Annotated in this window: 25 protein-coding genes; 14 read left to right on the forward strand and 11 right to left on the reverse strand. The window is 57.9% G+C overall.

The genetic code is table 11. The features are described 5' to 3' along the window. Nucleotides 1-73 precede the first annotated feature (73 nt). The gene (locus RMR16_RS01700; RefSeq protein ID WP_320200813.1) at nucleotides 74-592 is read left to right on the forward strand and encodes a glycosyl transferase; all 519 of its coding nucleotides are present in this window, start codon (nucleotides 74-76) and stop codon (nucleotides 590-592) included. Here the strand turns inward: RMR16_RS01700 and moaB are convergent, their stop codons facing one another. The 4 genes from moaB to RMR16_RS01720 all read right to left on the reverse strand — a co-directional run bounded on the left by moaB (nucleotide 593) and on the right by RMR16_RS01720 (nucleotide 5,127). Further along, nucleotides 593-1,138, reverse strand: coding sequence for a molybdenum cofactor biosynthesis protein B (moaB, locus tag RMR16_RS01705; protein WP_320200812.1), 546 nt, complete (start codon nucleotides 1,136-1,138; stop codon nucleotides 593-595). It lies immediately after the preceding gene. Continuing rightward, nucleotides 1,135-2,025, reverse strand: coding sequence for a 4-(cytidine 5'-diphospho)-2-C-methyl-D-erythritol kinase (locus RMR16_RS01710; RefSeq protein WP_320200811.1), 891 nt, complete (start codon nucleotides 2,023-2,025; stop codon nucleotides 1,135-1,137). Before RMR16_RS01710 ends, moaB begins: the two co-directional genes overlap by 4 nt. A gap of 6 nt (nucleotides 2,026-2,031) precedes the next feature. Next, nucleotides 2,032-3,891, reverse strand: a complete 1,860-nt coding sequence (locus RMR16_RS01715) for a tetratricopeptide repeat protein (RefSeq protein WP_320200810.1) — start codon at nucleotides 3,889-3,891, stop codon at nucleotides 2,032-2,034. A gap of 219 nt (nucleotides 3,892-4,110) precedes the next feature. After that, complete coding sequence (locus tag RMR16_RS01720) at nucleotides 4,111-5,127, reverse strand: polyprenyl synthetase family protein (protein WP_320200809.1); 1,017 nt, start codon at nucleotides 5,125-5,127, stop codon at nucleotides 4,111-4,113. Nucleotides 5,128-5,244: 117 nt separating this feature from the next. On the opposite strand from RMR16_RS01720, the gene RMR16_RS01725 reads away from it, so the two are divergent. The 5 genes from RMR16_RS01725 (at nucleotide 5,245) to RMR16_RS01745 (ending at nucleotide 8,099) form a co-directional block, all read left to right on the forward strand. Then, nucleotides 5,245-5,475, forward strand: a complete 231-nt coding sequence (locus RMR16_RS01725; protein ID WP_320200808.1) for a DUF2007 domain-containing protein — start codon at nucleotides 5,245-5,247, stop codon at nucleotides 5,473-5,475. A gap of 8 nt (nucleotides 5,476-5,483) precedes the next feature. Continuing rightward, on the forward strand, nucleotides 5,484-6,278 hold the full coding sequence (locus tag RMR16_RS01730; protein ID WP_320200807.1) for a tRNA1(Val) (adenine(37)-N6)-methyltransferase: 795 nt from the start codon (nucleotides 5,484-5,486) through the stop codon (nucleotides 6,276-6,278). 155 nt (nucleotides 6,279-6,433) lie between these two features. Next, nucleotides 6,434-6,763, forward strand: a complete 330-nt coding sequence (locus tag RMR16_RS01735) for a type II toxin-antitoxin system PemK/MazF family toxin (protein WP_432354696.1) — start codon at nucleotides 6,434-6,436, stop codon at nucleotides 6,761-6,763. Nucleotides 6,764-7,032: 269 nt separating this feature from the next. Next, on the forward strand, nucleotides 7,033-7,890 hold the full coding sequence (locus RMR16_RS01740; RefSeq protein ID WP_320200806.1) for a S49 family peptidase: 858 nt from the start codon (nucleotides 7,033-7,035) through the stop codon (nucleotides 7,888-7,890). Nucleotides 7,891-7,904: 14 nt separating this feature from the next. Beyond that, a complete protein-coding gene (locus RMR16_RS01745) occupies nucleotides 7,905-8,099 on the forward strand; it encodes a hypothetical protein (RefSeq protein WP_320200805.1) in 195 nt (64 codons plus the stop codon). Between the two features lie 166 nt (nucleotides 8,100-8,265). Here RMR16_RS01745 and RMR16_RS01750 read toward each other — a convergent pair whose 3' ends face one another. The 4 genes from RMR16_RS01750 to RMR16_RS01765 form a co-directional block, all read right to left on the reverse strand. Further along, a complete protein-coding gene (locus tag RMR16_RS01750; RefSeq protein ID WP_320200804.1) occupies nucleotides 8,266-10,197 on the reverse strand; it encodes a DUF2207 domain-containing protein in 1,932 nt (643 codons plus the stop codon). Between the two features lie 20 nt (nucleotides 10,198-10,217). Next, entirely contained in the window at nucleotides 10,218-11,480 is a 1,263-nt protein-coding gene (locus RMR16_RS01755; RefSeq protein WP_320200803.1) for a 3-phosphoshikimate 1-carboxyvinyltransferase, read from the reverse strand. 42 nt (nucleotides 11,481-11,522) lie between these two features. Next, nucleotides 11,523-12,074, reverse strand: coding sequence for a LemA family protein (locus RMR16_RS01760; RefSeq protein ID WP_320200802.1), 552 nt, complete (start codon nucleotides 12,072-12,074; stop codon nucleotides 11,523-11,525). Nucleotides 12,075-12,171: 97 nt separating this feature from the next. Then, nucleotides 12,172-13,125: a glycine--tRNA ligase subunit alpha gene (locus RMR16_RS01765; RefSeq protein ID WP_320200801.1), complete on the reverse strand. Its 954-nt coding sequence runs from the start codon at nucleotides 13,123-13,125 to the stop codon at nucleotides 12,172-12,174. A 637-nt stretch (nucleotides 13,126-13,762) separates the two neighbouring features. Between RMR16_RS01765 and RMR16_RS01770 the strand changes: the two genes are divergently transcribed. From RMR16_RS01770 to RMR16_RS01800, 7 genes are all read left to right on the forward strand, one after another. Continuing rightward, complete coding sequence (locus tag RMR16_RS01770; RefSeq protein WP_432354084.1) at nucleotides 13,763-14,338, forward strand: hypothetical protein; 576 nt, start codon at nucleotides 13,763-13,765, stop codon at nucleotides 14,336-14,338. 400 nt (nucleotides 14,339-14,738) lie between these two features. Beyond that, nucleotides 14,739-15,677: an IS110 family transposase gene (locus RMR16_RS01775; RefSeq protein ID WP_320202252.1), complete on the forward strand. Its 939-nt coding sequence runs from the start codon at nucleotides 14,739-14,741 to the stop codon at nucleotides 15,675-15,677. Between the two features lie 196 nt (nucleotides 15,678-15,873). Then, nucleotides 15,874-16,002 carry a hypothetical protein gene (locus RMR16_RS01780; RefSeq protein ID WP_320199023.1) on the forward strand — a complete coding sequence of 43 codons (129 nt, stop codon included), beginning with the start codon at nucleotides 15,874-15,876 and terminating at the stop codon, nucleotides 16,000-16,002. Next, a complete protein-coding gene (glyS, locus tag RMR16_RS01785) occupies nucleotides 15,995-18,148 on the forward strand; it encodes a glycine--tRNA ligase subunit beta (protein ID WP_320199024.1) in 2,154 nt (717 codons plus the stop codon). The genes RMR16_RS01780 and glyS overlap by 8 nt, the downstream gene beginning before the upstream one ends. 40 nt (nucleotides 18,149-18,188) lie before the next feature. Beyond that, nucleotides 18,189-18,509, forward strand: a complete 321-nt coding sequence (locus RMR16_RS01790; RefSeq protein ID WP_320199025.1) for a type II toxin-antitoxin system RelE/ParE family toxin — start codon at nucleotides 18,189-18,191, stop codon at nucleotides 18,507-18,509. Nucleotide 18,510: 1 nt separating this feature from the next. Next, a complete protein-coding gene (locus tag RMR16_RS01795) occupies nucleotides 18,511-18,825 on the forward strand; it encodes a DNA-binding protein (protein ID WP_320199026.1) in 315 nt (104 codons plus the stop codon). 65 nt (nucleotides 18,826-18,890) lie between these two features. Next, nucleotides 18,891-19,364, forward strand: a complete 474-nt coding sequence (locus RMR16_RS01800; protein ID WP_320199027.1) for a VOC family protein — start codon at nucleotides 18,891-18,893, stop codon at nucleotides 19,362-19,364. Between the two features lie 87 nt (nucleotides 19,365-19,451). Here RMR16_RS01800 and RMR16_RS01805 read toward each other — a convergent pair whose 3' ends face one another. The 3 genes from RMR16_RS01805 to purD all read right to left on the reverse strand — a co-directional run bounded on the left by RMR16_RS01805 (nucleotide 19,452) and on the right by purD (nucleotide 23,416). Then, nucleotides 19,452-21,284 carry a methyl-accepting chemotaxis protein gene (locus RMR16_RS01805; RefSeq protein WP_320199028.1) on the reverse strand — a complete coding sequence of 611 codons (1,833 nt, stop codon included), beginning with the start codon at nucleotides 21,282-21,284 and terminating at the stop codon, nucleotides 19,452-19,454. Nucleotides 21,285-21,558: 274 nt separating this feature from the next. Beyond that, nucleotides 21,559-22,026 carry a plant virulence effector HPE1-like domain-containing protein gene (locus RMR16_RS01810; protein WP_320199029.1) on the reverse strand — a complete coding sequence of 156 codons (468 nt, stop codon included), beginning with the start codon at nucleotides 22,024-22,026 and terminating at the stop codon, nucleotides 21,559-21,561. Between the two features lie 115 nt (nucleotides 22,027-22,141). Next, the gene (purD, locus tag RMR16_RS01815; RefSeq protein WP_320199030.1) at nucleotides 22,142-23,416 is read right to left on the reverse strand and encodes a phosphoribosylamine--glycine ligase; all 1,275 of its coding nucleotides are present in this window, start codon (nucleotides 23,414-23,416) and stop codon (nucleotides 22,142-22,144) included. A gap of 170 nt (nucleotides 23,417-23,586) precedes the next feature. Between purD and RMR16_RS01820 the strand changes: the two genes are divergently transcribed. Further along, on the forward strand, nucleotides 23,587-25,899 hold the full coding sequence (locus RMR16_RS01820; protein ID WP_320199031.1) for a Tex family protein: 2,313 nt from the start codon (nucleotides 23,587-23,589) through the stop codon (nucleotides 25,897-25,899). Nucleotides 25,900-26,236: the final 337 nt, after the last annotated feature.

The following is a 26,236-nucleotide window of genomic DNA, read 5'->3' on the forward strand; positions in this document are numbered from 1 at the left end:
ATGGTATTTTGTTGTGCGTTGCAGTATGCTTTTGCTACTTTACCGACATAACGGCTCGCACACTGATAGGTACATGCTCACAGTCATCATGGAATGCCGGGACCAGGAACCGGAACTCGCGCACACGCTGTCTACACTTGTCTCTGGCGCCGTCGAAGGGCTGATCAGTGATGTGATCGTGCTTGACCACGCCTCGCAGGATGGCTCGTCACGGGTGGCGGAGGCAGCGGGCTGCCGTTTTTACACGGAGTGGGATATTGCCGATATCGTTGCTTCGGCGCGCGGCGAATGGATTTTGATGATGGAGCCGGGCAGCCGCCCGCAGAGCGGGTGGATCGAGGATATTCTCGAATATACCGCGCTCAATCAGGCATCGGCGCGGTTTTCGCCGTCGCGCCATTTCCGGCCATCGCTCATCGCCCGCTTCATACGCCGCAAGCCGCCGCTGGAGTATGGTCTGCTGTTGCGCAAGCAGGAGGCTTTGTCTCTGGCCAAATCCGGTATGTCGCTGGATCAGTTTCCAAAATCGCAAAAGCCGCGCCGCTTGAGCGCAGAACTCATTCCTTCTTCTGCGTTGCGGGCCGCACGATAATCAGGATTGCGCCTTGCCGCGTTTTAAATGCTCATCCAGACGCGGCATGATTTCCACGAAATTGCACGGCATGTGGCGGTAGTCGAACTGCGCTTTGAGAATGCCGTCCCACGCATCCTTGCAGGCACCCGGAGAACCGGGCAGCACAAAGATGAAGGTGGCATTGGCAAGCCCCGCCGTGGCGCGTGACTGGATGGTGGACGTGCCTATTTTGTCATAGGAAATGCGGTGGAACACGGCGGAAAAGCCATCCATGCGCTTCTCAAACAAAGGCTCCAGCGCGTCCGGCGTCACGTCACGGCCCGTAAAACCGGTGCCGCCGGTGGTGATGACCACGTCGATGTTGTCAGACAGCGTCCAGCCGCGAACCTTGTCCTGAATAGCTGCCTTGTCATCCGGCACAATCGCGCGGTCCACCAGCAGATGGCCTGCGTCTGCAATGCGGGCGGCCAGCGTATCGCCGGATTTGTCGTCAGCCAGCGTGCGGGTATCCGAAATGGTCAAAACCGCAATGCCAACGGGAATAAAGGGTCGCTCGGTGTTCATGTCTTTGGCCCTGTGATGGTTGCGGTCGCCTGAACATACCAGTCCGGGCGCTGGTCGCGAAGTCTGGTCGCGGCGGTTTCAGCCTCTGCCATTGTGGCAAAAAGCCCGAAACAGGTGGCGCCGGAACCGGACATCCGCACCAGCGATGCACCCGCTCGTGAAAGCTGATCGGAAACCTCTGAAATATCCGGCAGCACCACGCGCGCTGGCGGCTCAAGATCGTTGCGGCTTTTTTGAATGAATTCAAACCAACTGGTGTGGCCGCGCTCGCCAAGCGGCGGATGATTCTTCTCAGTCAAACGCCTGAAAATTTCCGGTGTCGAAACGCCCTTCAACGGATTGACCAGCACCATAAACAGCGTCGGCAGGTCATCAAGCAAATCGATGTGTTCGCCAATGCCGCGCGCGATCAGCGGCTGGCTGGCGAGGCACATCGGCACATCGGCCCCAAGCTTCACCGCGATGGTCTGGAGTGTCTCAGCATCTCGCGCGACGTTCCAGTGTCGCAACAATCCACGCAAAGCCGCCGCCGCATCTGCCGAGCCACCACCAATACCGGAAGAGATGGGCAGATTTTTTTCAAGGTGAATGGAAACGGGTCTTAGGTTTGAACCAAATGCTCCTCGCAGAAGATCACGCGCCTGAAGCACGAGATTGTTGCGCGGCTCACCTTGCGACAACAGGCGCGCGAATGGACCGGAGATGGAAAACCAATCCTCCGGCGCGTCCTGAATGCGGATCACATCACCCACCTCGGTGAAGGTCACCAGGGATTCGAGCAGATGATATCCATCTGCCCTCATGCCAACGACATGCAGAGCGAGGTTGATTTTGGCTGGAGCGGTCTCGATTGTCTCGACCGCTCCGATAGGCTCATGCGACCGCATACTGCGTCAGGATTTCTTGTCCGGGGTAGGGGCCGGTGCCACAGGCGGCGGTGGTGCCTGTTCCTTCTTGGCGGTGTTTTCCGCGTCTTTTTCCAAGGCTGGCAGGCCGTTGGCGATCTTTTCTTTCACCTTGGCCTTGTCCACATCGTCGCTATCGCCAATCAGCGCACGGTTCCACTGGTAGACGGCCTCGATCTTGCGGCCCACGCGCCAATAGGCATCGCCCAGATGGTCGTTGATCGTCGGGTCACCGGCGCGAAGCTCGATAGCACGCTCCAGTTCCGTCACCGCCTCATCGAAAGCGCCAAGGCGGAAATGTGCCCAGCCGAGCGAATCAACGATATAACCATCGTTGGGACGAAGCTCGACAGCACGGCGGATCATGTCGATCCCCTGATCGAGATTGATGTTCTTGTCGACCCAGGAATACCCCAGATAGTTCAGAACCTGCGGCTGTTCCGGGCTGAGTTCCAAAGCGCGCTTGAAGTTTGGCTCCGCCTTGTCCCAGTCTTTCAGGCGCTCATAGGCAATGCCGCGCTGGAAAAAGATCGTCCAGTCGGTTTTTTTCGGCACGGAACCGATAACCTCGACGGCCTTGTCATAATTCGCCGCCATGGCGGCGAAGTCCTTGGCATCTGATAGCACCGAGCCATAGGCAAGATAAGAGCGAAGGTCTGTGGGGTCGGATTCCAGCAAGGCTTTAAGGTGCGTGCGCGCCTCGCCAACCTTGTCGGTCTGCGCCAGCGTCAGGCCCAGTTGCAATTCGGAAATGCGGTGCATCGGCGAATCGGCCGGAACTTCACGGTAAAACTGAATGGCCCGATCAGACTGTTTCTGCGCCTCGGCCAGTCCGCCAAGCAGAATGAGCGTATCGGCACTTTTCGGGTCCAGCGCACGCGATGTCTGGAGGTAAAGCGTGACGATTTCTTCAGCGCCCTCGCGGTTCAGCGCACCGGCGATGGAGAACATCACGGCGGCGGCACCCTCAACGGCAGTTTCAACCTGCTGTGCTGGCTTGTCACCCTTGTCGATGCTCTGGCGCAGCGCCTTCAGCGGCGCATAATTGGGGGCAAAACCATCGCCCACGGCAATGGTGTCGAGTGCCTTCTGCTTGTTGCCGGCCTTGGCTTCCAGACGGGCCAACGCCATCACGGCGCGCATGTAGGTGTCGGTGGCGGTCGCGCCGCCTTCGCGGTCGGCCACGGCATCGTTCAGGCTCTTGCGTGCCGCTTCCGTGTTGCCGGTCACAAGGGCGATGGCACCTGCATGATATTTCTGGAAAATCGAGAACCAGCCCGGTCCCTTCATGCCGTTGACAAGAGCCAAGGCTTCCTTGCCTTTGCCGCTGCCTGCGCGTGCCCATGCCGTCAACAGCGTGTTGACCATGCGGTCCAGATCATTCGGACCGCTATATTTCAGGACTTTTTCCGCATTGGAAAATTCCTTGTTCTTGATGTCGGACAGCGCCCGAACGATGGTCGTCACGCGCTCCACGGAGCTGTCGTCTTTCAGCGAATCGGCAATCTTTGCGCCGGCGTCAAAATCACCGCTGAGCAATTGCGCGATCATCAGACGCTGGCGGATTTCCGAATTGGCCGTGTCGAAATCCAGCGCTTTTTTGTAAAGCGTGATGGCGGTCGCGTAATCCTGATCCACATCTGCGGTGCGGGCGGCAAGGAATGCGCCAGAAAAGGTGTTGACCTTGGCAGGGTCGAATTTGACGGTGTTGTCCGCCTTCGCGGTATCTTCTGCCTTGGCGGCGGCAGGCTTTGTCTGCGCAAACACGGTGCTGGGGCCAGCGCTGACAGAAAGTGCGGCAATGAACGCCGCGCCGCAGAGAAGACGAAATGCTGGTTTGCGCCGCATGAAGAAACCTTTGCTTTTGTGCATATGCACCGAAACGCCGTAATGCTTGAAGTGAAAATATGCCCGAACCGTTAAGTGATTCACGCGCTGACGCACCACGTCACGATAGAATGGCTTTTTTGGAGCAAGCCTGCAAGAAATTCCACCAGCGACTTTGGATTTGTAAAAAGTCAGCATCGCGGACAAACAGAACCGTTTGCCGCGACGCCCGGAAATCCGTCAGTTCACACGCTCGATGCAGAAGTCGATGACTTCCATCAATGCATCTTTCGAAGCGGAATGTGGCAGCGGTGCCAGCGCATCACGGGCAATGGTGCCGTAATGATTGGCGCGGGCAATGGTGTCGGACAGACCATTGTATTTTTTGATCAGACCCAGCGCCGTTTCCAGATTTTCATCCGTGCTTTCGCCGTTTTCGATGGCGCGTTTCCAGAAGGCGCGCTCCTGCTCCGTGCCGCGGCGATAGGACAGAATAACCGGAAGCGTGATTTTTCCTTCGCGGAAATCGTCGCCGGTGTTCTTGCCCAGATCAGCGGATTTGCCGCCATAATCCAGCACATCATCCACCAGCTGGAAGGCAAGACCGAGGTTCATGCCATAGGATTTCAAGGCGCTGCGGGTGGCCTTGTCGGTCTTGGCGACAATCGGCCCCACTTCGGCAGCGGCAGCGAACAAAGCTGCGGTCTTGGCGCGGATAACCTGAAGATAATCATCTTCGGTGGTTTCCATGTTCTTGGCAACGGAAAGCTGAAGAACCTCGCCTTCTGCGATAACGGATGCGGCGGTGGACAGCACATCCAGCGCATCCAGAGATCCGACATCCACCATCATGCGGAAGGCCTGGCCCAGCAGGAAGTCACCCACCAGAACGCTGGCCTGATTGCCCCAGATGGTGCGGGCCGTCGATTTGCCACGGCGCAGATCGCTTTCATCCACCACGTCGTCATGCAAAAGCGTCGCCGTGTGCATGAACTCCACGCTGGTCGCCAGCTTGATGTGGTTTTCGCCCTCGTAACCAAACATGGTGGCAGAGGCTAATGTCAGCATGGGGCGCAGGCGTTTTCCACCCGAAGAGATCAGGTGATTGGCCACTTCGGGGATCATCTGCACATCGGAACCGGCCTTGGAAAGAATAAGCTGGTTCACCCTTTCCATATCTGGACGGGTCAGGTCGACAAGCGGCTTGACGGATGCGAGTTTGTTTTTGCTTTCTTCAAGCGGTATGACGACGCCCAACGGACCGGACTCCTGTTCAGTAATTGGGGCCGACAATAGAAAGCGACGTGGAAAGCGGCAAGGGGCGAATTGCCTCACGCCGTTCAAAAAGATGGGAATTCTGGTGGAAATTGACCTATGCGTGAACTGATTCGGACAAATGATGCCGTTCTTCTGTCTTTTGCGGAAAGTCTTATGAAGGATGCCGGCATACATTGCTTCATCGCCGATCAAGGCATGAGTATTCTCGAAGGCTCTCTGGGGCTTCTGCCACGCCGCTTTCTGGTGGAGGATGAGCGCGCCGATGAGGCACGGCGTATCTTCATCGATGCCGGGCTTTCAGACGAGCTTCGCGAAGACAAGGCTTGAGAAAATCCATGGCTGACACCGTTTCCGAAACAATCGATGCGTTTCATCGCGGTCGCTTCCAAATTCTCCAACCCAAGGGTAGGGGCCACAGGGCGGGCATGGACGCCATGCTGCTGGCCTCGCTTGTGGCCGATGAAAGCGCGTGCCGGGTTGCGGATCTGGGTGCCGGGGCCGGTGCTGCTGGCATGGCCGTGGCGTCGCGTCTCAAAAACGCTCAGGTCACGCTGTTTGAAATGTCTCCAGAAATGGCCGATTTTGCCCAGCGAAGCCGCGAACTGCCCGCCAATGCCGAGTTTGCGCCGCGCATAACGGTGCGCCAGGCCGACGTAACACTCCGCGCCACGGCCCGCATCGAGGCTGGCCTGCTGGATAATCACTTCCACCACGTCATCATGAACCCGCCCTACAATGACGCGGGCGACCGCAAAACCCCGGATGCGCTGAAAGCCGCAGCCCACGCCATGACGGACGATCTGTTCGAACACTGGCTCAGAACCGCCGCAGCCATCATGGTTCCCGGCGGCCAACTGTCGCTCATCGCCAGACCCCAATCCATTGCCGACATCATCACCGCCTCCGGCCGCCGCTTCGGCGGCATCGAAGTCACCCTGATCCATCCGCGAGACGGTGAAGACGCGGTGCGTATGCTCCTCACCGCCATAAAAGGCTCCCGCGCCCGCCTCACGTTCCGCGCGCCGCTCATCATGCATGAAAATGGCAGCCATGCGTTTGCGCGTGTGGTGGATGATTTGAGCAATGGGCGGGTGGGGTATTTGCGGAATGATGTGCGAGAGCGGAAATAAAGACGATCTGAATCTTTGCTACTGCTCGTTAGCATAGGTTCAATTTTTATAATTTTATAAATTTCAGAATTTTTGAGGCCGTTTTGATTACGTTTACACCCGCTCGCGGTATGATTTTGATATGCAATTTCGATATGGCGACCGTGCCGCCAGAAATGCGAAAAATTCGCCGGGTCGTGGTTGTGTCTCCGAAATCATACAATAAGCGGCCCAGCATGGTCATCCCGGGGAAATGCGTTGTGGTGCCATTTTCAGCAACAGAGCCACGTACAACACAGCCATCTCATGTGCCGATACCCGCCGACGCGTATGAGAGTTTGACGAAGCCAGTGTGGGCGATATGTGAGATGGTCGCTCACGTGTCTCACGCCCGTCTCGATCGTGTAGCATCCGGGCAAAAATTCTTATCTGAGCCAATGACATCTACTGATATGGCGCTGATTGAGAAGGCCTTACGACATGCGTTAGGGCTTACAGTACCTTGACTTTTTAAGCGATGGGGGCTACAAAAAAGTCACTTCCCGAAAGGGGCTTGCGGGCCTGGCCAAAGCGAAAGCTTCGGTCAGGCCTAAATATTTTCAGCCTCTATTTGCCCAAATGAAGCTTCGCTAATGTTGGCGTCATAATCGCCCGTATCGCGCACATTGAGAGCTCAAGACACCGTCTTCTGCACCAAATTATCCCCACCCCGCCATTGCGTTTACCCACGCGATACATACATCCGTCATCAGAAACGAATTGAAATGAGGATAAGATGGCCGGATTTTTGAAGCGGTTGGTGCCGAAGCGGTTTCGCAAGACGGAGTTGGTGATTCCGGTTGTGCGGATGCACGGGGCCATCATGGCGGGCGGCAGTCAGCTTCGTCCGGCGCTCAATCTGGCATCTTATGCGCCGCTGCTGGACAAGGCGTTCGGCATGAAGGAAGCGCCTGCCGTTGCCATTTCGCTGAACTCGCCCGGTGGGTCGCCGGTGCAGTCGCGCATGATCTACAATCGCATTCGCCAGCTCGCCGAGGAAAAGAACAAGAAGGTGCTGATCTTCGTGGAAGATGTGGCGGCATCCGGCGGTTACATGATTGCGCTGGCAGGAGATGAAATCATTGCCGATCCCACCTCCATCGTCGGCTCTATCGGCGTTGTCTCCGGCGGCTTCGGTTTCCCTGAGTTGCTGAAAAAGCTTGGTATAGAGCGTCGCGTTTATACGGCGGGCCAGAACAAGGCCATTCTTGATCCTTTCCAGCCGGAAAAAGAAGGCGACATCGATTATCTGAAATCGCTTCAGCTCGAAATCCACAATGTTTTCATCGAGATGGTCAAGTTGCGTCGCGGGTCTAAACTCAAAGACGATCCGACAATCTTCTCCGGCCTGTTCTGGACGGGTATGCGCGGCCTCGATCTCGGCCTTATCGACGGGCTGGGCGACATGAAAGACGTGCTGCGCCGCCGTTACGGCGAAAAGGTCAAGCTTCAGCTCGTCAGCGGCGGCCGCAGCCTGTTTGGTAAAAAACTGCCGGGCGTTGGCTTCAACGCGGAAAGCATTGCCGCCTCTGCCGCTTCGGGACTTGCGGAAGTGGCGGAAGAAAAGGCATTGTGGGCGCGTTACGGATTCTGATGGAACAGACATAAATGGCCCAACTCATTACCATCGCCCTGCTCGTGTTCGGGGCGATCATTCTTTACAAGCGTTTCGTCCAAGACGCCGAAAAGCTGTCTTCCAAATCGAAGCGGCAGGAAAAAGAACGCGAAACAGGTGCCACCGGCACGCTGATCAAAGACCCGACAACGGGTGAATATCGCGTCAAGAAAGAGGACGAGGTTTAACCTTCGTCTGAGATTTCTGACAACTTAGGTTTGAAGCAAATTTACGGTGATTAAGCTTCCTTTTTTACGCCGTCATCCCGGACTTGATCCGAAAAGACTCTTTATCGCCGCAGACGCGAGGCTGCTGGATTTCGGTTGAAAGCCGGAGAGAACAAAGCGTTGGCGGTTACCAGCCGCCCCCACCACCGCCGCCGCCGCCAGACCCCGATGAACCGCCGCCGCCAGAAAAGCTGGAGGACGAGGAGGACGTGGTCGGCTGGGGAATGGTCGAGGCGATGGTGGATGCCATGGACGACGAAAAACCACCGATCCGGTCGCCGAAATTGCTGTAATTTCCGCTGTACCAGCCCGGCGCATAAGCGGCAGTCGCGACACCCGCTGCCGCAGTGGCCAGCCATGTTTCAAACGTGTTGCTCCATGGCTTTTCAACCCCCAGCGCCACGGCATAGGGCAAAAGCGTTTCAAAATGCTGCGGCGACATTTGCGGGGCACCCTGCATGTTCATCCGGTCTTTTTCAGCCAGCGTCAGATAGTTTCGCAAGCCTTCGATGCCATCCATCAACTTGCGTCCAAGCGGCGTCGGTGCGCCCATCAGAAACAGGAAAAGCACGTTGATGAGAACGATCAGCCCGATGGCCGCCACCGCCAGCGAATTGGCATCATGGACATGATCGAAGAAAATTTTTCCCAAAAGGCTGGCAACGAGGATGAAGCCCACAAAGCCTGAAACGGCCATGAAAAAGATGCTGCCGATGCGTGACAGCAGAGATCTGCCGGGTTTGCGCATCTTGCCAAAAATCGCCGCAGCCACGGCAAAAAAGATCGCCGTCATCAACAGCGTGATGATCCCGCCAATGTCGTTTTCATCGAAATCACCAACGATCAGCGTGGCAACGATAATGGCGATGCTGAGCGCCAGACCGCCAATGATGTAGACGATATTGCTCCTGTAATATTTGCCGCGATGCTCTTTTTCGATGGCTGATCGGAAATCGTCGCCTGCCTTCTGAACCTTCGTGCCATTTGCCTTGTCGATGGTCAGATCATCCCCCGGCGCACCGATCGAAGCCAGCAATGTGCGCTGTCCCACGGGCAAACTGTCCTCGATCTTTTTCTTCGTCCGTCGAATGACGATGGATTTTTTGAGGTCTTCCAGCGTCACATAGCCTTTCACCGCCAGATCAAGCGCGGTTGCCGCAAGCGCCGTCCATCCGGCACCGGAAAAACCTCTATTGTCGATGTAGTTGACCAGAGCGGGCGAGACACCATCCGGCGCATCCCAACGCGGCACGATGACGCCGCCTGCCGGGTCGCGCCCCACTGCCGCCCACGCTTTGTAATAATAGCCGAACACCACCAGCAGCCCGATGCCCGCAATGATAATCGCCAGATTATCCCGCAGCCACCAGCGTCTTTCCAGCGTGGAGGAAGGGGGCTCGATAGCGGCCTTCGGCAGCTTTACCGCCACGGTCATACCTTCACCCGCAGCGAAAGGCCGCGTTCCGGCAAAGAAAACCTCGTTGCCCTCCCGCAGCACTTTGGCGTCCTTGCCGGTCGCGCCGAGTACCCCGGTGTAAACCGCCGCATCGGTCGCGCTGACATCATCTGGCAGCGTGATGGTGGCCGAAATCTCACGCATCGGAAATTGCCAGCCATTGCCGGTCACGTTCCAGGTCAACTCGTCATAGCCATCGAAATAACGGATTTGCCGGTCGGTGGTGTAGGTGATCTGGAAAACGTGTTCGCCCGTGGCCAAAAACCGGTCGGCATTGCCGGTATAGATGCGGATGCCGCCATCAATGCTCTCCGTGCGCCAGTCCTCCGTCGAACCGTCACGCTCCACGGACACAACATCGAAACCGACTTTCGTGCGGCGATTGTTGCCATCCAGCGCGTAAAGCGGAAAATCGCGAAAAATCCCGCGCTTGATCTGGTCGCCCTCGGCGCGGGCGGTGATGGTTTCCGTCACCGTCAAGGTGCCGTCGCGGGCAACATCCACCACCGAATGGTAAGACCGGATAAACTCTTCCGCGTGTGCGGGCAGGGCCGCGAGGAAGAGGACGAGTAGCGCGAGACATCTGGCAGCAATGGTCTTCACGGGCGGCGTCCTCTTTGCGGTCAATCCTGTCCGGTTTCTTTATAGGTCACGCCCAGCGAAGCCAGTTCTTTCCAATAGGCCGGATAGGTCTTGCCCACGCAGGCCGGGTTCTGAATGGCAATGCCGCCGGTCTTCAAACCCGCCAGCGCAAAGCTCATGGCAATGCGGTGGTCGTGGAACGTATCGATGGAGGCCGAAACCGTCTGGCCCGCCAGAGCAGGGTCGGACTGCACGATCAGATCGTCGCCATCCTCATGCGCCAGCCCCTCGCGAATGCCATTAAGGCCGAGAGACAGCGCCCGAATACGGTCGCACTCCTTGACCCGCAGATTGGCAATGCCCACAAAACGCACCGGCGTGTTGTTGTAAGCGGCCAGCACGGCAATCGTCGGAATGGCGTCCTGCATCTGGCTGCCATCGATTTCGGCTGGCAGATTGGGAAATTGCGCCATGACAGCATAGGCTTTCGCATCCGGCTGCGTGAAGGCGTCGGCAGGCGTGCCGATGTCGATCTTGCCTTGTGTCAACAGTTCGGCGCCCCACAGATAGGTGGCGGCAGATGCGTCGGGTTCGATGTGGAAATCACTGGCCTTGTAGCCGGTCGGATGCACCCGCCAGATGGCGTTGCTCACCCGCTCCACCTTGGCGCCAAAGGCTTCCATGGCCGATACGGTCAGTTCGATATAGCCCTTCGCACCAATCTCTTCGCCCGCCAGAATAATGTCCAGCGGCTTTGACCCACAGGGCGCGGCCATCAAAAGGGCAGAGACATATTGGCTGGAAAGATTGGCGTCGATGGTGACGCTGTCCTTGGCAAAACCCTGTCCATTGCCCTTCACCGTCACCGGCGGGCAGCCAGTTGGTGCATCCGCTTCGATGCCCAGTGAAAGCAAAGCGTCCACCAGCGGCTTGATCGGGCGTTTGCGCATATGCTCATCGCCATCCACCACCACGGTGCCGTCAGCGGAAGCCACCGCCGCCGTCAAAAACCGCGTCGCCGTGCCAGCATTGCCGAGAAAAAGCGGCTCGGTGGGCGCAGTCAACACGCCGTTGCTTTCCACCACGAAGCTCGTCGCATCCGGCTCGGAAACCGTCACCCCCATGGCGCGCAGCGCCTGCGCCATAAATAGCGTGTCGTCGCTTTTCAGCGCGCCGGTCAGAACACTTTTGCCCTTGGCAAGACCTGCCAGCAGCAAAACGCGGTTGGTGATGGATTTGGAGCCGGGCGGCTCTACCTTGCCGGAAAGGGCGTGGTTTGGCGGAGTAATGGTCAGTTCGATCATGGCTTTATCGTCTTCTCGCCAGCTGCATCGCCAGCCTTGATTTTAGAATTTCACGGAAGGAACGGCGCGGTCCGCCTCGTTGGTAATCTCGAAATAGGGTGCCTTGGCAAAGCCGAATTGCCCCGCCACCAGATTGGACGGGAAGCTTTCCACCTTCACATTCAGGTCACGCGCCGCACCGTTGTAATACCGGCGTGACATCTGGATTTCACCTTCGATGGTTTCCAGCGAACGCTGCAATTCCAGAAAATTCTCGTTGGCTTTCAGATCGGGATAGGCTTCCGCCAGCGCAAACAACTTGCCCAGCGCTTGCCCGAGCAGACCTTCCGCCTGCGCCCGGCCTTCCACATCGCCCGCCGGCACGGCCTGCGCCCGGTTGCGCAGATTGACCACCTCCTCAAAGGTGCCCTTCTCGTGCGCGGCATAGCCTTTGACGGTTTCAATCAGGTTGGGAATAAGGTCAGCGCGGCGTTTCAGCTGCACGTCGATGCCCGACCATGCCTCTTCCTTCACCTGCCGCGCTTTGACGAGGCCGTTATAAATGAAGACGACATAGAGCGCGATTGCCGCAACGACGGCCAGTGCGATGAACATTTCAGATCCCCCTCATGAAACCCCAGATGAAATATTGTGCCGAACCGCACGTTACCGTGCAATCCGCTCCCCGTCATCACCCCGCCGCGTGCAAGACTCAGGCGGCTTTGTTCCAGTTCGCACCACCCGCATCCGTCATCAGGAACGCTTCGCCACACGCCTTGGACAGTGTGCGAACGCGCAAGATGTAGCTCTGCCGCTCCGTCACGGAAATCACGCCGCGCGCATCCAGCAGGTTGAAAACATGGCTTGCCTTGATGCACTGGTCATAGGCCGGAAACACGCATTTGTGCAGCATCTGGTTGGCATTGTCGCCCGGCGCGCCGGCATCCAGCAGCGCCTTGCATTCTTTTTCGGCGTCGATGAAGTGGCGATGCAGCATGGCCGTATCGGCATATTCAAAGTTATGGCGGGAATATTCCTGCTCGGCTTGCAGGAAAACATCGCCGTAAGAAATCTTCTCGTCGCCTTCGCGGCCGTTGAAGTTCAGGTCGTAAACATTGTCCACGCCCTGCACATACATCGCCAGACGCTCAAGACCATAGGTCAACTCACCCGCAACCGGGGAGCATTCAATGCCGCAAACCTGCTGGAAGTAGGTGAACTGCGACACCTCCATGCCGTCACACCAGCATTCCCAGCCCAGACCCCAGGCGCCCAGCGTCGGGCTTTCCCAATCGTCTTCCACAAAGCGCACATCATGCAGCAGCGGATCAAGACCAATGGCCTTCAACGAGCCGAGATACAGCTCCTGAAGGTTGGAAGGGTTGGGTTTGAGAATGACCTGATATTGGTAATAATGCTGCAACCGGTTGGGGTTTTCCCCGTACCGACCGTCAGACGGGCGGCGCGATGGCTGCACATAAGCGGCCTTCCACGGCTTGGGGCCGAGCGCCCGCAACGTGGTCGCCGGGTGAAACGTTCCCGCGCCCACTTCCATATCATAAGGCTGCAACACAGCACAGCCCTTGTCCGCCCAGTAATTGTGCAGCGTCAGGATCAGCGCCTGAAAGGAACGTTTCGGGTTCATATGGTCTGGAACGTCAGTCATTTCAGTCATCACGGTCAAAAGAGGGGTAGTAAGTGCTTACTTACTTCGATGCGGACAGGTGCCACGGGGAAGGGCTGCGGGTCAAGAACTTCTGTGTGGGTGGAGTGTGCAGCCCGATGCTTCGAGGCTCTGGCTTCGCCTGCGCACCTCAGCATGAGGGCGGAGGATTTGGCGAGGAGTGGGACGTAATAGCGAGGGTGCGGCCAAGGGTGCTATGGCAGCATCCCTCATCCCTCATCCATCATCCTGAGCTTGTCGAAGGAGAGGCGGGAGCGAAGCGACCCTCGAAGGACGAGGGATGCGGGCGACATGCGCCAACCAACCGATGCTTCGAGGCTTTGCCCTCCGGCCAAAGCACCTCAGCATGAGGATGGAGGGTAAGGCACGCCCATCAAAATTCCCACTGTCACAAAAATATAAAATAAAATCAATGCTTTATAAGATAAAACCACGTAATATGAAATTTTCGCAACTTTCTCCACACGCTCCAAACCTGAGAGATAATACCCCCGTTCCGCCCTCGGATACACCGCAAGGCGTTGCGGCGAGGCGGGATCGGTGCTGGCGGTGAAGGGGTTACGCAAACCTTCACCGCCGGGGCCGGGCAGCAAATCCCCCCGGCGGCAACGGGAGGAGGATGACGCCGGTTGCGGACCGGCTGGCGTTATCGTCCCGATGCCCGAAAGGCTTAACCGCCGCCGGGTGTACCGACAGCTCATCGTCTTGTGGTCGAACGCGACCATCGGGTGAGAGGCGAAAGTCAGGCGGTACACAGGAACACGCTGCATCTGCCCCGCACCGTAGCGATACGGCGCGGACGGATCGCGAGGACGACCCGCAGCCGTTGGTGCAGCGGGACGTCTTTGCGAAAAACGGATCGATCCTCCCGCCCCTTGATTATCGGCGCGGGAGCAAATCGAAGGCAGATGGGGCCGAACTGGCAGGCGGTGTTCTGGAAACAGGATATTGCCACCCGGATGGGAAGGGTTGGACCTTGATCATGTCCGACCGGTTCTCCGGCAAGGTTTTCCCTTCGCCCTCCGGGATTGCCAGCCATGGCAAGTGGATTGCTGTCCGGCAACAACAGCCGAGCGGGGCGCTGAGAGGTGCCATTCTTGAACTACCCAACGAGGCAACTTTCTGCGCCCCGTCCGACATACCATGGCCGATCAGGCGATGGACACTGAATGAAGATCACACCACGGGCAGATGATGCCGCGTGAACGGCGAAGCTTGGGTACGAGCAAGGCCGGGATTTTTGACATGGACATGAGGCAAGATTTGAGATGCAAGATGCAGAGCGCGACGGCAGTAACCCTCATCCTGAGGTGGGAGCGAAGCGACCCTCGAAGGACGAGGGTTACGGGCAGAGTGCGTGGGGCCGGATGCTTCGAGGGCGCTGCGCGCCACCTTGTATAAGAAAACCGTTGTAACATAGCCTCGCACTGAGGGGGCGGCCGCTTCCTGGGTGCGGCTGGTTTCGGATCGTTGCCACCTTAGCCTTCAGGGCTGTTGCTGAGCCGGATCGGACTGGCCTTTTCCCACAGGACCCGAATGGTTGTCTGAACTTTAGGTTCGCATGAACGCAAGGCGGGGTCGACGGAGAGGATCGCATGATCATGAAACATTCTGGTATCGACGTTTCCAAGAACAGACTGGATATTGCAATCGAAGGCATGAAAGCGGTGTTGAGCGAGAGCAATGACAGTGCCGGTCACCAGCGGCTGATTGACCGTTTCGCCAGCGAAGGCGTCACACGCATCGGCCTTGAGGCCAGCGGCAATTATGAGGCAGCGGCTGTTGCTGCCCTGCGAAGGGCGGGCTTTACCGTGCTTGTCCTTGATCCGCGCCAGATCCACGGCTTTCGCAAATTCCGCAATGGCAAGGCCAAGACCGACCGAATCGATGCCCAGCTCATTCTGGCTGCCGTCAGCCTCCTGGCTCCCGACCGTCAGGCACCGGACCCGCGCATGCCGTCGTTTGCAGAGGATCTGACCATGATCGAGCAGATTGCCGAGGATATTTGCCGTCTCAAAACACGGCGCGAGCGTTACAGTGCAAAGGCCAATCTGCAGCTCATCGATGACAATATCAAGCGGCTGGTCAAGCTCAAGGTCAAGCGGATGGCGCACCTGACCAAACGGCTGAAAGCCCATCCCGATCTGGCTGAAAAGCTGGACCTGCTGCAAAGCATCCCCACGATCGGACCGGCAACGGCGGTGACCTTCATCATCCGCATGCCCGAGCTCGGCCATCTCAGCCGAGCCGAGGCTGCAGCCCTTGTCGGCGTTGCGCCCTACAACAAGGACAGCGGCGCGTCCTCGTCCGACAGGCATATTGCCGGAGGGCGCGTGCGGCTGCGCAAGGTCGTCTTCATGGCCGCCTTCTCCGGCAGCCAGAAACACAATCCGGCCCTGCGCATTCTTTACAGGCGCCTCATCGATGCCGGCAAGAGCCACAAGGTCGCCGTGATTGCCTGCGCCAGAAAGCTCGTCCACTTCGCAAACGCTGTCCTCGCAAGACGCAAGCCGTGGACCGAAATTCCCCAATGACAGACAAACTTTGTCTCATGGTTGCTCAGCATGAGGGCGGAGGATGTGGCAAGGAGTGCAACGTTGAAAGTCAGAGGGGGGCGAGCTTGCTCCGGCACCAGCGATGAACCACCCCACCGATATTTACATTGTGCATCCGCCCAAAACTTTGCTAGCAGAGACCAACTGAAAATCTCCATGACACCGGAATATACATATGCCTGATCTTCTGCTCGAACTTCGCTCCGAGGAAATCCCGGCCCAGCCGTCCGCCCGCAGCGCCGAAGGCGTGAGGACGGACAAGACTGAAACAAGCATGCGGGCGAAGGAAATGAACAATGCCTGATCTTCTGCTCGAACTTCGCTCCGAAGAAATTCCTGCCCGTATGCAGCGCAAGGCGGCTGGCGATCTGAAGAAGCTCGTGACCGATGCGCTGGTGGAAGCAGGCTTGAGTTATGAGGGTGCGCGTGAATATTGGACGCCGCGCCGCCTGACGCTGGATATTCGTGGCCTCAACGCCCGCTCCGCCGATGTGCGTGAGGAAAAGAAGGGTCCGCGCACCGATGCGAATGAAAAGGCGATTGAAGGCTTTTTGCGCGGCGCAGGCTTGAGCGATATTTCGCAGGCGCAAGTCGTTTCCGACCCCAAGAAAGGCGATTTTTATATCGCCATCATCAACAAGCCCGGTCGCCCTGCGGAAGAGATTATTGCGGACGTGATGCCCGGCATCATTCGCGGTTTTCCATGGCCAAAATCCATGCGCTCCGGTCCGGCCTCCATGCCGAAAGGCTCAAGCTATGGCGGCATTGAAGGCAAGGGCTCGGAAAGCCTGCGCTGGGTGCGCCCGCTGCAATCCATCGTCTGCCTGTTTGGCCCCGAACATGATGAAACGCAGGTCATTCCCTTCGCGATTGACGGCATCGTCGCCAGCAACGTGACATACGGCCACCGCTTCCACGCACCAGACGCCATCACCGTGCGCCGCTTCGAGGACTATGTTTCGAACCTCGAAAAAGCCAAGGTCATTCTGGATGCGGAGCGCCGCAAGGACATCATCCTGCATGATGCCAAGGATCTGGCCTTCGCCAACGGTCTGGACCTTGTGGAAGACGAAGGCCTTTTGGAAGAAGTTTCCGGTCTCGTGGAATGGCCGCAGGTGCTGATCGGCACCTTCGAGGAAGACTATCTGCAAATCCCCGCGGAAATCATTCGCCTCACCATCAAGACCAACCAGAAGTGCTTCGTCACCCGCCCACAAGGCGCAGAAGAAGGCCTCTCCAACCGCTTCATTCTGGTGTCCAACATCGAAGCCAAGGATGGCGGCAAGGAAATCATTCACGGCAATGGCAAGGTCGTGCGCGCCCGCCTGTCCGACGCCAAGCATTTCTGGACCCGCGACCAGGGCGACCTGCCAGACCTCGAAACGCTGAACGATTCGGCCGCCAAATTCAGCCTCGACCTGAAAAAGCCGCTGGATCAGCGCATGGCAAAGCTCGACGCGCTGAACGTGACCTTCCACGCCAAGCTCGGCACACAGGGCGAGCGCGTGTCGCGCATTCGCGAACTGGCAAAGGCGCTCGCGCCGATCGTCGGTGCAGACGCAGCGCTTGTGGACCGCGCCGTGGTTCTCGCCAAGGCAGATTTGCGCACCGAGGCCGTCGGCGAATTCCCCGAACTTCAGGGCCTGATGGGCCGCAAATACGCGACGCTGCAAGGCGAAAACGAAAGCGTCGCCGCCGCCATCGAAGACCACTACAAACCGCAAGGCCCATCCGACCGCCTGCCTTCGGACAAGGTCGCCATCACCGTCGCACTGGCCGACAAGCTGGACACCCTCGCCGGCTTCTGGGCCATCGATGAAAAGCCGACAGGCTCGAAAGACCCGTTCGCTCTGCGTCGTGCGGCATTGGGTGTTGTGCGCATTCTATTGGAGCGCAGTGTAAGACTGCCATTACTCAGTGTTGTGAAGGATCAGGATTTGCTGTCCTTCTTCCACGACCGCCTGAAAGTCTACCTCCGCGATCTCGGCGCACGCTACGATCTGATCGATGCCGTGGTCACACCAGAGTCCGACGATCTGTTGATGATCGCCCGCCGCGTCGAAGCGCTGACGGCTTTCGTCACCGATCAGGATGGCATCAACCTTCTGGCGGGCACCAAGCGCGCCACCCAGCTTCTGGCCGCCGAAGAAAAGAAGGGCACTGTCGTTGCCGATCGCGTTTCGGAAGATCTGTTGAAGCTCGATGCCGAAAAAGCGCTTTATGCGGCGATCAAGACGGCCTCTGCCGATGCCGCTATGGCTGTCGCAACGGAGGACTTCCGCTCTGCCATGCAGGCGCTGTCCACGCTTCGCGCTCCGGTGGACAAATTCTTCGAGGACGTCCTCGTCAACGACGAAGACACGGCCATCCGCGCCAACCGTCTGGCCCTGCTGAAAGCCATCCGCGAAGCGACTGGAACGGTTGCCGACTTCTCGAAGATCAGCGGGTGATGCAAACTTGCCAATAGTAACGTTTATGGTACTATAGCGAATGCATATCGTTGAATATATCGACCGCTATGGTGCAAGTCCGTTTGGTCGGTGGTTCACGAAAATTGAAGCTCGTGCAGCTTCCAAAGTGACGATTGCCTTGACCCGGATGGGGCAAGGCAATTTTTCCAACGTCAAAACCGTCGGTTCGGGTGTGTTGGAATACAGGATCGATTATGGACCGGGCTATCGGATTTATTTCGGTCGGGATGGCGAGAAACTTGTGGTTCTCCTGGTTGGCGGAACCAAGACGCGGCAACAGAACGATATCGAAGCGGCTCATGCCTTCTGGCAGGATTATAAATCCAGAAAAGGTATTTGATATGGTACTCACGCGAGCATTCAAAGAGACAGTCAAGGCAAGGGCGCAAAAAGATCCCGGCTTTCGCGCCGCTCTGCTTTCGGACGCTGTAGAACTATTGCTGGAAGGTGATGTCGAGACGGGAAAAGCCGTCCTTCGGGATTTCATCAACGCCACAATCGGTTTTGAGGTGCTGGCAGGGCAGGTGGATATGCCCGCTAAAAGCCTGATGCGGATGTTCGGTCCGAAGGGCAATCCGCGTGCCGACAATCTTTTTAACGTCATTCATGCCCTTCAAAAAGACTCCGGTATTCACCTCGCAGTCGCCGCTGCCTGAGGAACGTTCGCCACGCTGCCGCATTTATTCCTGTAATCATCATGGATTTCAGGGAGGAATGCATCATGGCCAAGAATACGATTTGCGTCTGGTACGATAAGGACGCCGAAGCCGCCGCACGCTTTTATGCGGACACATTTCCCGATAGCGTGGTTGGTCGCGTTCATCGCGCACCCGGTGATTACCCGTCCGGCAAGGAGGGTGATGTGCTGATGGTGGAGTTTACGGTGGCGGGTGTGGCCTGTGTTGGCCTCAATGGCGGGCCTGTTTTCAAGCACAATGAAGCATTTTCGTTTCAGATTTCCACGGAAGATCAGGCGGAAACCGACCGTTACTGGAATGCCATCGTCGACAATGGCGGGCAGGAAAGTGACTGCGGCTGGTGCAAGGACAAATGGGGCATCTCGTGGCAGATCACGCCGCGCGTGTTGATGGAAGCCATGGCCGCCGGTGGTGCCGAGGCGAAACGAGCCTTTGATGCGATGATGACCATGAAGAAGATCGACGTCGCCAAGATCGAGGCCGCACGGCGCGGCTGATTGCTCACGCCTCGCCACCTGAAAAATAAAACGCCGTGGATTTCTCCACGGCGTTTTGCGTCATGCGATACTGGCCTTCAAGGCCGATCAGCTTGCTTTCCGCATCTGCTGGCCTACGCCGTGCAGTGACGACGTGGAAGATTGAGACACGCGGAATGTGCGGATCAGATCGAGCAGTTCTTCGGTGTCCGTCGCCAGCGCTTCTGCCGATGCGGTCGTCTCTTCGGCCATCGCAGCATTGTGCTGGGTGGCGGCGTCCAGCTGGTTCAGCGAAGAGGAAATGGAGCGCAGGGTGGTGTCCTGCTCTGCTGCCGAGTGGGCGATCTTGCTGACGATTTCGCTGGCGGATTTGATCTGGTCGGAAATCCGTTTCAATGCATCTCCGGCTTCACCCACCAGACGCACGCCATTGCCCACCTGAGTGGAAGAGCGGGAAATCTGGTCCTTGATGCCCTTGGCGGCAGAGGCGGATTTCTGGGCCAGTTCGCGCACTTCCTGTGCCACGACGGCAAAGCCCTTACCGGCTTCACCGGCGCGGGCCGCTTCCACGCCTGCGTTCAAGGCAAGCAGGTTGGTTTGGAAGGCGATGTCGTCGATGACGCTGATGATCTTGGAGATTTCTTCCGAAGACTGCTCGATGCCGCTCATGGCGCCAATCGCCTGCTCAACGATCATGTCGCTGCGGCTTGCGTCGGTGCTGATGGAGGTGACGCGCTTTGCGGCCTCGGATGCACCATCCGCCGTTTGGCGCACGGCAACCGTCAACTCGTCCAGAGCCGCTGAGGTTTCCTCAAGGCTTGCGGCCTGACGCTCGGTGCGCTGCGAAAGCTCGTTGGAGGCGTTGCGGATTTCGTCCTTGGAGCCACCGATATCGATGCTCTTGGAATTGACCTTCGCCATGGCGGCGTCCAGATGCGAAAGCGCCTCGTTGAAGTTGTCGCGCAGTGCGGCGTAGCGGGGACCGAGGTCGCGGCAACGCACGGTCAGGTCTCCCTGCGCCAACTGTTCCAGCGCTTCGCCAATGGTGGCAACGACGCGGGCCTGAACCTCGGCTTCGTTCCGCTGCATATCCAGATTGGTCTGGCGCTCGGAGTTGAGCTGCTGCTGCTGCTCTTCCTGGCGCTGCTCCATGGTATGACGCTCGCGCACCTTCTGTTGCAGGGATGCCGTTGCCTTGGCCATGAGGCCGATTTCGTTTTTCATGCCGGTGTGGGGAATGGAAAGATTGACATTCTCATTGGCAACTTCACCCAACGCCTTGTGAATATCGTCCAGCGGTTTGGAAATGCCACGGATGACGACATAGGCTGCGGCAAGGCCAAGCAGGAACACAACGATGCCGAAGGAAAGCGCATCGATGATGGTGGAGCGAACCTGGGCCTGAAGATCATCGATGTAAACGCCGGTGACGACGACCACCTGCCACGGCTCAAACGCCATGGCGTAGGAGCTTTTGGGGAATTGCAGATCTTCGTTTTCGCCCGGCTTCGTCGCCAGAAAATCAACCTGCCCGCCACCGGCACGGCCCAGCCGCACAAGCTCATCACGAAAAGCGAAACCAGCGCTGTCCGTCTTGCCCTTGAAGCCTTGTCCGATACGTTTCGGATCGGGATGGAACATCATCTTTACATCATAATCGTAACCGAACATGTAACCATCAGGCGTGTAACGCATCGCCCCGACGACCGCGTAGGCCTGCTTCATGGCCTCCTCACGCGTCAGCGTGCCTGCTTTTTCCTTGTCGTAAAATGACTGAAGGATCGAGATGGAGGACTGCACCTGCGTCCGCATCATGCCGTAACGCTCTTCGTAAATCGCGTTGGCCGATGATCTGATCTGGAAATAGGTCGCAGTCGCAAACGCTACCATCAGCGCAACGACGAGCAGGATGAGTTGTCGGGAAATCGGCAGGTTCTTCATGAGCGCTCACAAGGGGACGAGCACCGGCACCAGAGGCAACGGAGCGACATCAATTTCGGATGAGGGAATAGCGCGTCCTGCGCCTCACATGTGCTTTCATCGCACCGTTAAGGACAGATGAAGCGTGAGAACTTTGAATAAAGATTTAAATTTTGCGTGGCATCGGGCCATCTGTAGAAAATAAATTGCGATTCGTCAAACATATGACGATTATTTTCTATCATCGGTTGTTTCGAATATTAGAACGTGACTCAGGGTGTAAGTCTTGTGAGGGTTATTGCGACTGGCGCAGGCTCAAACCTTCAAGCGCCAGAGGTGCGGTAACACCGGCTGTCACTGGTGCAATGCCTGCGCTGGTGATCACAGGTTCGACCGCAGCTGTTTTTGTCGCCGCATCGACAACGGGTGCTTTTTCAGCGAGCGCCGTTCCCACATCTTCCGCTGGAAGCCATGTTTGATTGTTGCTGACATAGGTGACGGGCGAACCGCCAAGCCATGCTTCGGTCCGCACGATCTGCTTTTTGCCGTTCACGTCGCGAATGGAAATGTCTTGCGTGCCGGGCTGCAAAGAGGAGGGGGCTCCGGTGGCGTCAACCTTTGTTTTGAGCGGAGGGCAGCTTGCGCAGGATGCGTTGACGACGCTGTCGTTCCCTGTGCGACTACCGTGGATGACTTCAATCGAAGATGCCATGGCGGAGCCGCTTGTCAGCACCAGCGCGACTGTCAGCAAAATCTTGCGCATGAAAACCCCCATCGATCGCGGTCGCTTTGCCGCTCTAACATGGGGTTATATTAGCGTGAGTTCCTTTCGATCCGGTCAGGAACTTTGGTAAAAATTGAACGAAATTACGAGTTTGCTATTTCGCGTTTTCGCGGGCAATCGCCTGCCAGCCGATGTCGCGGCGGCAGAAGCCGTTGTCCCACTTCACCTTGTCCGTCAGGGCATAGGCACGCTTCTGCGCTTCGGTAACGTCCTTGCCAAACGCGGTGACGTTCAGCACACGTCCGCCCGTCGCAACCAGTTGGCCATCCTTGAGGGCTGTGCCAGCATGAAACACTTTTGCCTCCTCGCTGGCATCGGGAACATGGGCAATCGGCGTGTTCTTGTCATAGGAAGCGGGGTAGCCCTTGGACGCCAGAACGACCGTCAGTGCGGCGTCATCGCGCCATTCAGCACTCACCTGATCCAGCGTGCCGGTGGCGGTGGCGTGGAGGATGGGCAGAAGATCGCTCTTCAAACGCATCATCAGCACCTGACATTCAGGATCGCCGAAACGGACGTTGTATTCGATCAACTCCGGGCCTTTTTGCGTGATCATCAGACCTGCGAAGAACACGCCGGAAAACGGATTGCCGTCCTTTGCCATGCCGGTGATGGTCGGTTCGATGATGTCCTTCATCGTCCGTTCGACCATCTCGGGTGTCATGACCGGGGCGGGGGAATAGGCGCCCATGCCGCCGGTGTTGGGGCCGGTGTCGCCATCACCCACGCGCTTGTGGTCCTGCGCTGTGGCCAGCGCCAGCGCCGTCTTGCCATCAGACAGGCAGAAGAAGCTGGCTTCTTCACCGTCGAGGAAGGCTTCTACGACAACTTCCGCGCCCGCCGCGCCAAATGCACCATCGAAACAGTCATCGATAGCGGACAGCGCTTCCGCCTCACTCATCGCAACGGTCACGCCCTTGCCGGCGGCCAGACCATCCGCCTTGATGACGATGGGTGCGCCCTGTTCGCGCACGTAAGCCTTGGCCGGTTCAGCGGATTTGAAGCGCTGGTAAGCGCCTGTTGGAATGTCATAACGGGCGCAAAGATCCTTGGTGAAACCCTTGGAGCCTTCAAGCTGCGCTGCTGCTTTCGATGGGCCGAAGGTGGCGATGCCTGCGGCACGCAAATCATCCGCCAGACCGGCAACAAGTGGTGCTTCCGGGCCGATGATAACGAACGCGACGCCATTTTCCTTGGCAAATGCGATGACGGCGGCATGGTCTTCGACATCAAGCGAAACCAGCGTGGCGTGGTCTGCGATGCCGGGATTGCCGGGGGCTGCAAAAAGCTGTGTGAGCAGGGGGGATTGGGCGATTTTCCACGCCAGTGCATGTTCGCGTCCGCCGGAACCAATCAACAGAACTTTCATGGTCAATATCCCTGTAATCTCGCCTTTACCGTTCTTGGTGGGGCGTTAAGGGCAGGGGCGGGAAAGGTCAAGGAGAAAGCTGCTTTTCTGTGGAATCCTGTAAGCTTCTTGTTGTCATGCCATAATCAGTATCTATGTTCGGGCAGATTTCAAAACAGCCAGAGAACCATATGTCCGCAGATAATGCCCGCCTCGCCCCGATCATCGCTTCCGAGATCAATGCCCGCGCCGAACAGGTGAAGGCCGCGATTGCGCTGCTGGATGAAGGCGCGACCGTGCCCTTCATCGCCCGTTATCGTAAAGAAGTGACCGGCGGGCTGGACGACACGCAGCTTCGCACCTTGGCGGAGCGGCTGTCTTATCTGCGCGAGTTCAACGCGCGCCGCGCTTCCATCGTCGAATCCATCAACGGTCAGGGCAAGATGACGGATGAGTTGATGGTGAAGATCATGTCATCCGTGACCAAGGCGGAACTGGAAGACCTCTACCTGCCTTACAAACCCAAGCGCCGCACCCGTGCCGAGATTGCCCGCGAGCGCGGCCTTGGCCCGCTGGCAGAGGCGATTTGGGACAACCGCAGCGCCGACCCCGCCAAGTTGGCGGAAGCCTATGTGCAGGGTGAGGTTGCCGACGTGAAGGCGGCACTGGAAGGCGCACGCGATATTGTGGCCGAAACCATGACGGAAAATGCCGATCTGCTGGGGCGTCTGCGTGACTATATGCGCCAGAACGCGACCTTCCGCGCCAAGGTGGTGGACGGCAAACAGGCGGCGGGCGAGAAGTTTTCGGACTATTTCGACCACTTCGAAAAATGGGCGACCGTTCCCGGTCACCGTGCACTGGCCATGCTGCGCGGCTGGAACGAAGAGATTTTGACGCTGACCATCGATGTGGATGCCGATGATCCATCGCCGGTGAAGCCCGCGCAGCGCAGCGTGGCAAGCGCCTTCAACATTCGCAACCTTGGCCCTGCCGACCAATGGCTGATGGATGTGGCTGGCTGGACATGGCGCGTGAAGCTTTCCACATCGCTTTCGTTGGACCTGATGCGCGAATTGCGTGAACGCTCCGAGCTGGAAGCGATCAATGTGTTTGCCCGCAACCTGAAAGATTTGCTGCTGGCAGCGCCCGCCGGTTCCCGCGCCACCATGGGGCTGGACCCCGGCATCCGTACCGGCGTCAAGGTCGCCGTCATCGATGGCACCGGCAAGCTGATAGACACAACGACGGTTTATCCTTTCCCGCCGAAGAACGATATTCGCGGCGCACAGGCCGAACTCGCAAGCCTCATTCGCAAACACAATGTCGAGCTGATTTCTATCGGCAACGGCACCGGCAGCCGTGAAACGGAACGGCTGGTGGCGGATATGCTGACGCAACTGACCGGGCCGAAGCCCACCAAGGTCATCGTGTCGGAAGCCGGCGCGTCGATCTATTCGGCTTCGGCAAGCGCTGCTGCCGAGTTCCCCAATCTGGACGTCTCCATTCGTGGCGCAGTGTCCATTGCCCGCCGCCTGCAAGACCCGCTGGCGGAGCTGGTGAAGATCGAGCCGAAGTCGATTGGCGTCGGCCAGTATCAGCATGACGTGGATCAGGGCAAACTGTCCCGCTCGCTGGATGCTGTCGTGGAAGATGCGGTGAACGCAGTGGGTGTTGATCTCAACACGGCGTCCGCTCCGCTTCTGGCGCGTGTTTCCGGCCTTGGCAGTTCCATTGCTGACGCCATCGTTCTGCACCGCGACCAGACCGGACCGTTTGCCAGCCGCAAGGAACTGTTGAAAGTGCCGCGCCTCGGCCAGCGCACATTTGAACAATGCGCTGGCTTTTTGCGCATCCCCAATGGCAAGGAGCCGCTGGATTCGTCCTCCGTGCATCCGGAAGCCTATGGCGTGGCAAAGAAGATCGTTGCGGCCTGCGGTCGTGATCTGCGCACGGTGATGGGCGACAGCGCGACCTTGAAGGCGCTTGACCCGAAAGCCTTTATCGATGAGCAGTTCGGTTTGCCGACCGTCAAAGACATTATCGCAGAACTGGAAAAGCCGGGCCGTGACCCGCGCCCCAGTTTCAAAACCGCGACCTTTGCCGATGGTGTGGATGAAATTACCGACCTGAAACCCGGTATGCTGCTGGAAGGCACCGTGACCAACGTTGCCGCCTTCGGCGCATTCGTGGATATCGGCGTGCATCAGGATGGTCTTGTACATGTGTCACAACTTGCCGACCGTTTCATCAAAGACCCGCATGAGGTGGTGAAGGCCGGTGACGTGGTGAAGGTGCGCGTGGTGGAAGTGGACGTGAAGCGCAAGCGCATCGGCCTGACCATGCGCAAGGACGGCGGCGAGGCTGCACCCCAACCCATGCGGGAAAAGGGCAACAGCAGCGCCATGCGCCATGCCAGTGCCAAACCACAGACGCGTGATGAAGGCTCGCAAGCCGGCGGCGCCTTGGCGGCAGCTTTGGCCGAGGCGATGAAGCGGCGGTGATTGGGTGAAACCGGTATTGCGCGGCAGCGGGCGTGGCTTACCCCTCTCTGCCCTGCCGGGCATCTCCCCCACAAGGAGGGAGATTGGCGAGACGCACATTCATCACGCAATTTGCAGCGTTAGAGATATGCGAGGGCTTTCCACTTGCTGATCTCCCCACCTGTGGGGGAGATGCCCGGCAGGGCAAAGGGGGGGAGCCACGCCCGCCGCCCACCACTATTGCCGCAAAAATCAACATGAAATCATTCAATTTTTTTGAAAATACACCCGCTTGAAACTTTGTATGAAAGAGATAGCTTCACTACATTATGTAAGTGTGACTTAGCTTGTTGGGGGT

It is taken from the genome of Agrobacterium sp. rho-13.3 (assembly GCF_033957765.2).
In the GTDB taxonomy this organism is placed as follows: domain Bacteria; phylum Pseudomonadota; class Alphaproteobacteria; order Rhizobiales; family Rhizobiaceae; genus Agrobacterium.

What these genes read in the sequence shown, in the direction of transcription:
- RMR16_RS01770 (WP_432354084.1), top strand. Translation starts at nt 13,763, where the DNA reads ATGACGCCGGTTGCGGACCGGCTGGCGTTATCGTCCCGATGCCCGAAA.
- RMR16_RS01760 (WP_320200802.1), bottom strand. Translation starts at nt 12,074, where the DNA reads ATGTTCATCGCACTGGCCGTCGTTGCGGCAATCGCGCTCTATGTCGTC.
- RMR16_RS01775 (WP_320202252.1), top strand. Translation starts at nt 14,739, where the DNA reads ATGATCATGAAACATTCTGGTATCGACGTTTCCAAGAACAGACTGGAT.
- glyS (WP_320199024.1), top strand. Translation starts at nt 15,995, where the DNA reads ATGCCTGATCTTCTGCTCGAACTTCGCTCCGAAGAAATTCCTGCCCGT.
- RMR16_RS01790 (WP_320199025.1), top strand. Translation starts at nt 18,189, where the DNA reads ATGCATATCGTTGAATATATCGACCGCTATGGTGCAAGTCCGTTTGGT.
- RMR16_RS01715 (WP_320200810.1), bottom strand. Translation starts at nt 3,891, where the DNA reads ATGCGGCGCAAACCAGCATTTCGTCTTCTCTGCGGCGCGGCGTTCATT.
- RMR16_RS01740 (WP_320200806.1), top strand. Translation starts at nt 7,033, where the DNA reads ATGGCCGGATTTTTGAAGCGGTTGGTGCCGAAGCGGTTTCGCAAGACG.
- RMR16_RS01725 (WP_320200808.1), top strand. Translation starts at nt 5,245, where the DNA reads ATGCGTGAACTGATTCGGACAAATGATGCCGTTCTTCTGTCTTTTGCG.
- RMR16_RS01730 (WP_320200807.1), top strand. Translation starts at nt 5,484, where the DNA reads ATGGCTGACACCGTTTCCGAAACAATCGATGCGTTTCATCGCGGTCGC.
- RMR16_RS01710 (WP_320200811.1), bottom strand. Translation starts at nt 2,025, where the DNA reads ATGCGGTCGCATGAGCCTATCGGAGCGGTCGAGACAATCGAGACCGCT.
- RMR16_RS01805 (WP_320199028.1), bottom strand. Translation starts at nt 21,284, where the DNA reads ATGAAGAACCTGCCGATTTCCCGACAACTCATCCTGCTCGTCGTTGCG.
- RMR16_RS01795 (WP_320199026.1), top strand. Translation starts at nt 18,511, where the DNA reads ATGGTACTCACGCGAGCATTCAAAGAGACAGTCAAGGCAAGGGCGCAA.
- RMR16_RS01820 (WP_320199031.1), top strand. Translation starts at nt 23,587, where the DNA reads ATGTCCGCAGATAATGCCCGCCTCGCCCCGATCATCGCTTCCGAGATC.
- moaB (WP_320200812.1), bottom strand. Translation starts at nt 1,138, where the DNA reads ATGAACACCGAGCGACCCTTTATTCCCGTTGGCATTGCGGTTTTGACC.
- RMR16_RS01745 (WP_320200805.1), top strand. Translation starts at nt 7,905, where the DNA reads ATGGCCCAACTCATTACCATCGCCCTGCTCGTGTTCGGGGCGATCATT.
- RMR16_RS01765 (WP_320200801.1), bottom strand. Translation starts at nt 13,125, where the DNA reads ATGACTGACGTTCCAGACCATATGAACCCGAAACGTTCCTTTCAGGCG.
- RMR16_RS01810 (WP_320199029.1), bottom strand. Translation starts at nt 22,026, where the DNA reads ATGCGCAAGATTTTGCTGACAGTCGCGCTGGTGCTGACAAGCGGCTCC.
- RMR16_RS01755 (WP_320200803.1), bottom strand. Translation starts at nt 11,480, where the DNA reads ATGATCGAACTGACCATTACTCCGCCAAACCACGCCCTTTCCGGCAAG.
- RMR16_RS01735 (WP_432354696.1), top strand. Translation starts at nt 6,434, where the DNA reads ATGCGAAAAATTCGCCGGGTCGTGGTTGTGTCTCCGAAATCATACAAT.
- RMR16_RS01800 (WP_320199027.1), top strand. Translation starts at nt 18,891, where the DNA reads ATGGCCAAGAATACGATTTGCGTCTGGTACGATAAGGACGCCGAAGCC.
- purD (WP_320199030.1), bottom strand. Translation starts at nt 23,416, where the DNA reads ATGAAAGTTCTGTTGATTGGTTCCGGCGGACGCGAACATGCACTGGCG.
- RMR16_RS01780 (WP_320199023.1), top strand. Translation starts at nt 15,874, where the DNA reads ATGCCTGATCTTCTGCTCGAACTTCGCTCCGAGGAAATCCCGGCCCAG.
- RMR16_RS01700 (WP_320200813.1), top strand. Translation starts at nt 74, where the DNA reads ATGCTCACAGTCATCATGGAATGCCGGGACCAGGAACCGGAACTCGCG.